Here is a 5,056-nt window from a genome sequence, read left to right on the forward strand (position 1 = left end):
TGTTGGGCCCGCGATAGATCAGGGTCGTCTCGACGCCCAGCCCGGCGAAGATGCCCGCGAACTCCACCGCGATATAGCCGCCGCCCGCGATGAGGATGCGCTTTGGCAGTTCCGGTAGATGGAAGGCCTCTTCGGAGGTGATGGCGTGCTCGATGCCCTCCAGCTCTTCGGGCATCCAGGGCCGGCCGCCGGTGGCGACCAGGATGCGTTCGGCAGTGATGGAGCGGTCGGGCGTGCCGTCCTTCTTCAGGATCTGGACCGTGTGGGCGTCGGTCAGGACGGCGCGGCCATGCACCAGATCGACCCCCGCCTTGCCCAGGTTGGCGGCATAGATGCCGGACAGGCGGGCGATCTCGACATCCTTGGCCTGCAGAAAGGTCGGCCAGTCGAACTTCGCATTGTCGAAGGACCAGCCATAGCCCTCGGCGATTTCCAGCGCGTGGCTGACTTCGGAGGCCATGACCATGAACTTCTTGGGCACGCAGCCGCGAATGACGCAGGTCCCACCGACGCGGAACTCCTCGGCGATGGCGACGCGCTTGCCGCCGAGGGCGGTCAGGCGCGCCGCGCGCACACCGCCGGAGCCGGCGCCGATGACGAAGAGGTCGTAGTCGTAAGAAGTCACTGGAGCTCCGGTCAGACCCGCAAGACGGGGTCGAAAATGTACGATTTGTCACGAAACAGGCGACGGAATGCCGCTATATCGGCGTTGGATTTAGGCGTGCGGTCGGCCTTGGACAAGGTAAGGATCGCGGCACGGGATCTGACCTGTCGATCCGCCGGCAAGGGCGGTCGCCTTACTTCTGAAGGTTCAACGTCTATGCTCGCACTCGCCCTCGCAGCCTTGATCGGGACCGCCTATCCGCAGGACCCGCCCACGCCGCAGGTTCCGCCCTCCAGCCAGCAGCTGCCGGCGACCGATCTCGAGGACATCGAGGTGGTCGGGCGTCCGCTGGACACCATGATCCGCGACTTTGTCGGAGAGGTGGCGGCCCCGAATCGCGGGCGGGGCATCGCGCGGTGGGATTCCGACATCTGCATAGGTGTGGCGAACCTGAAACCGGAACTGGCGCAGTATCTGGCGGACCGCGTCTCGACCGTGGCAGAGGATGTGGGCCTGAACCCCGGCGCGCCGGGCTGCACGGCCAACGTCATGATCATCGCGTCCGATCAGCCCGACGCCCTGGCCGAACAACTGGTCGAAGAGCGACGTCGCGCTTTTCGGGTCGGAGGATCGGGCATGGATCGCGGCAGCGATGCCCTGGAAGATTTTGTCGCGTCCGACGCGCCCGTACGCTGGTGGCAGGTCAGCATGCCGGTCGATTCCCAGACGGGCCAGCGCGCCGTCAGCATTCCCGGGGAATGCACCGGCAGCTGCAGCACACCCTACGATTTTGGCCCCGTCATCTCGACCTTCGCGGCGTCGCGTCTGACCACCCAGATCGTCGACGAACTGTTCCGGACGATCGTCATCCTTGATTTCAACCAGGTCGCCAGCGTGTCCGCGCAGCAGCTGGCCGATTATGTCGCCATGGTTACCCTGGCCCAGATCGATCCCAAGGCCGATACCAGCCGGTATGCATCGATCCTGAACGTGTTCGACGACCCGGAAACGGCCACCAGTCTGACCAACTGGGATCAGGCCTATCTGAGCGGGTTGTATGATGCAGAGAGGACACGCGCGAACCGTCAGTCGGGGCGCGGCGAGATCGCGGATTCGATCGGACGGGCGCACAGGGCGCTGCGCGAGGCCGATCAGGAGTAACGCTGCCTGGGTCTGGTGGGTCCAGCCCCTCGCTTATGGCGACAGGGTCTCGGACCCGGTGTCCGTGCCCACGATCGCCTCGTCGGCCAGATCGAGGAACAGACCGTGCTCGACAACGCCGGTGATCAGCTTCAGATCGTCGGCCAGGCGGACGGGGTCGTGGATGACGCCGCACCTGGCGTCATAGATCAAATTGCCGCCGTCGGTGCGGACCAGCCCCCGGTCGGCCATGCGGACGCGGGCGGGCATGGCGATGTCGTGATCGGCCAAGACATCAGCGATGCGGTTGGCGGTCGTCTTGTGCCCGAAAGCGACGACCTCGATCGGCAGGGCGAAGGCCCCCAGGGTCTTCACCACCTTGGCGCTGTCGGCGATGCACAGGCACCGGGCCGAGGCCTCCCACACCAGCTTTTCACGCAACAGGGCCGCGCCGCCGCCCTTGATCAGGGCCAGGCCGGGGCCGATCTCGTCCGCGCCGTCGACGGTCAGGTCAATGCGGGGCGTGTCCTCTAGCGTCGATAGCGTCAGGCCCAGTTCGCGGGCCAGCTCGGCGGTGGCTTCGGACGTGGGGACGCAGCGCAGGCCGGTCAGGTTTCGGGCGGCCAGTGCCTTGACGAACCAGGCGGCGGTGGAGCCGGTGCCCAGGCCCACGACCATGCCGGGCTCGACACGTAGGGCGGCGGCTTCGCCGGCGTTTTTCTTTTGAAGGTCAGACATGGCGCTTGGCTGCTCCCGTTCCCCGGATTAGGAGGCCATATCGGGGGAAGCACAATGTTGAAAGCTGGATTCCGGCACGCACAGCGCGATTACTCGATACCTTCGCTCGAACGGGGATCATTCATGAAACGCCTTGCAATCGTGCTGTCTTCTCTCTCGCTCACAGGCTGCGTCTCATTGGCGGAGGCCTACACGGAGGCAGTAGCGGGAGGCGGGGGTGGCTATGCGTCTCCTGCCACGAGCGAGTCTTCGGCCATTGTGGAAATCTACACGCCCGCCAGCACTGTCGGACTGCAAGGCCAGACTATCTTCAATCTTCCTGTCGCGGGTCGACCGTTGCGGATCGACTATTACCTTTCCCGCAATCGATATCGGGCGGTGGATCAGCCCGCAGTCCCGTGGAGAGGTCTAGGGGGTTCCGCTGAAGTCAGAGTGCACGTGCAAGACCCGCTGTATGTCGCCGCCCGGGCTCAGTTCGACGGTCGTCAATGCAACAACCAAGTCGCGTTCCAACCTCTCCCAGGGCGACGCTATCGGGTCACCCAGGTGTATTCGGGTATGAGTTGCGGACTGCAGGTCATTGATACCGCAACAGCGACTTCTGTTGATGTCACGCCGATAGATGTTCGTCCCTAGCTAGATTTCGCCTTCCTCGCCCGCATCGTGTCCATGAACCGTGCAGCCCAGCCGGGTTTGGCCAGTTGATCGCCCCGGCCCAGCGCCAGGTCGCCGGGACCGACATCGCGGGTGATGACCGAGCCGGAGCCGACCATGGCCCCCTCGCCGATCGTCACCGGGGCGACCAGGGCGCTGTTGGAGCCGATGAAGGCCCCTGCCCCCACCGTCGTCCGGTGTTTGAAGAAGCCGTCGTAGTTGCAGAAGATGGTGCCCGCGCCGATGTTGGCCCGCGCGCCCACGGTGCCGTCGCCCAGATAGGCCAGGTGGTTGGCCTTGGAGCCTGCGTCCATCCGCACATTCTTCACCTCGACGAAGTTGCCGACCTTGACGCCTTCGCCCAGGTCCGCGCCGGGGCGCAGGCGGGCATAGGGGCCGACCTCGGCACCGGTGGCGACGGTCGCGCCCTCAATATGGCTGAAGCTGCGGATGCGCGCGCCAGGGGCGATCCGGGCACCGGGGCCGAAGACGACGAAGGGCTCGATGATCGTGCCTGCACCGATCTCTGTATCGAACGAGAAATGGACGGTTTCGGGCGCGGCCATGGTCACGCCGGCGGCCAGGAAGGTCTCGCGCTGGACCTTCTGGAACAGGGCCTCGGCTACCGCCAGCTCAGCCTGGGCATTGACGCCCATGACAGCGTCCTCGTCTGCCATGACGGCGCGGGTCGGCGCACCCTGGGCGCGGGCCAGGGCGACCACGTCCGTCAGATAGTATTCGCCTTTGGCATTGTCGTTGGTGACGCGCGCCAGCAGGTCGAACAGCAGGGCCGAAGGCGCGGCCATGACGCCGGAGTTGCAGGTGGTCAGGGCCAGAACCTCGGCCGAGGCCTCCTTGGCCTCGGTGATGGCGGCCAGGGTGTCGCCCTCCATGACCAGGCGACCATAGGCCCCCGGGTCGCGCGCCTCGAAGCCGATGACGGTGACGCCGTCGGCACTGGCGAAGACCGGCTCGATGTCGTGCGCCTTCAGCAAGGGCACGTCGCCATAGGTGATGACCACCTGGCCTTCGAACCCCGCCAAGGCGGCTTCGGCGGCGCGGACGGCGTGGCCGGTACCGATGGGCGGATCCTGGACCGCGATGGCCCCCTCCCCCAGACGCTTGACCACATGGGCGCGGACTTCCGGAGAGTGATTGCCGACGACGACGACGATCCGCTCGCAGCCAAGGGCCTCGGCCGCATCGATGGCGTGATCCAGCATGGCGCGGCCACCTACGGGGTGCAGCACCTTGGGCAGCGGCGACTTCATGCGAGTGCCCTGGCCGGCGGCGAGGATGATGGCAGCGCGTCTGGTCATGAATCGGTCCGGCGGTTAGTCACGGCGGGTGGTCTAGCCTATCGCGGCGACCCTTGGGAGATGCCGCCTTGACGGAACGCGACCTGGAAGGCTGGACCATCGCCTTCGACCTGGACGGCACGCTGGTGGAGACGCATCGCGATCTGGTCGGCACGCTGAACCGCATGCTGGTGCGCGAGGGCCTGCCGACCGTGCCGATGGAGGGGGCGGCGAACCTGATCGGCGGTGGGGCGCGGGCGCTGCTGGAGCATGGGTTTGCGGCAGCCGGAGCCAGCAAGGAAGACGCGACCAGGCCCGAACTGTTTGACGCCTTCATCGCCGACTACATCGACCACATCGCCGACCATTCGCGGCCCTACGACGGCGTGGTCGAGACGCTGGAGCGACTGGCGGCGCGGGGGGCCATCCTGTGCGTGGCGACCAACAAGCGCAGCGACCTGTCGGAACGGCTGCTGGGCGCGCTGGACCTGACCCGCCACTTCGCCGCCATCGTGGGGCCGGACCGGGTCAGCGCGCGCAAACCAAACGGAGCGCATCTGAAGGAGGCGGTGCGTCTGGCGGGCGGCGATCCGGCGCGGGCCATCATGGTCGGCGACGCGGC

Annotated in this window: 5 protein-coding genes; 2 read left to right on the top strand and 3 right to left on the bottom strand. The window is 66.5% G+C overall.

The window, feature by feature from the left end:
- Positions 1-625: FAD-dependent oxidoreductase (locus JHC81_RS13680; protein ID WP_292175587.1), on the bottom strand; the 625-nt coding region annotated here is incomplete at its 3' end.
- Between the two features lie 195 nt (positions 626-820).
- Here JHC81_RS13680 and JHC81_RS13685 point away from each other — a divergent pair.
- Positions 821-1,765 carry a hypothetical protein gene (locus JHC81_RS13685; protein ID WP_292175589.1) on the top strand — a complete coding sequence of 315 codons (945 nt, stop codon included), beginning with the start codon at positions 821-823 and terminating at the stop codon, positions 1,763-1,765.
- A gap of 33 nt (positions 1,766-1,798) precedes the next feature.
- Here the strand turns inward: JHC81_RS13685 and rpiA are convergent, their stop codons facing one another.
- Together rpiA and glmU are read right to left on the bottom strand one after the other, a co-directional pair.
- Positions 1,799-2,482 (bottom strand): ribose-5-phosphate isomerase RpiA, encoded by a 684-nt coding sequence (gene rpiA, locus JHC81_RS13690; RefSeq protein ID WP_292175591.1) that lies wholly within the window; start codon positions 2,480-2,482, stop codon positions 1,799-1,801.
- 632 nt (positions 2,483-3,114) lie between these two features.
- On the bottom strand, positions 3,115-4,455 hold the full coding sequence (gene glmU, locus JHC81_RS13695; protein ID WP_292175592.1) for a bifunctional UDP-N-acetylglucosamine diphosphorylase/glucosamine-1-phosphate N-acetyltransferase GlmU: 1,341 nt from the start codon (positions 4,453-4,455) through the stop codon (positions 3,115-3,117).
- Between the two features lie 68 nt (positions 4,456-4,523).
- On the opposite strand from glmU, the gene JHC81_RS13700 reads away from it, so the two are divergent.
- A partial coding sequence (locus JHC81_RS13700) for an HAD hydrolase-like protein (RefSeq protein ID WP_292175593.1) occupies positions 4,524-5,056 on the top strand: 533 nt, incomplete at its 3' end.

Source organism: Brevundimonas sp. (assembly GCF_016463295.1).
Lineage (GTDB): Bacteria > Pseudomonadota > Alphaproteobacteria > Caulobacterales > Caulobacteraceae > Brevundimonas.

Bases quoted from the DNA above. Each gene is read 5' to 3' on its own strand.
- rpiA (WP_292175591.1), bottom strand. From the start codon at position 2,482: ATGTCTGACCTTCAAAAGAAAAACGCCGGCGAAGCCGCCGCCCTACGT.
- JHC81_RS13685 (WP_292175589.1), top strand. From the start codon at position 821: ATGCTCGCACTCGCCCTCGCAGCCTTGATCGGGACCGCCTATCCGCAG.
- glmU (WP_292175592.1), bottom strand. From the start codon at position 4,455: ATGACCAGACGCGCTGCCATCATCCTCGCCGCCGGCCAGGGCACTCGC.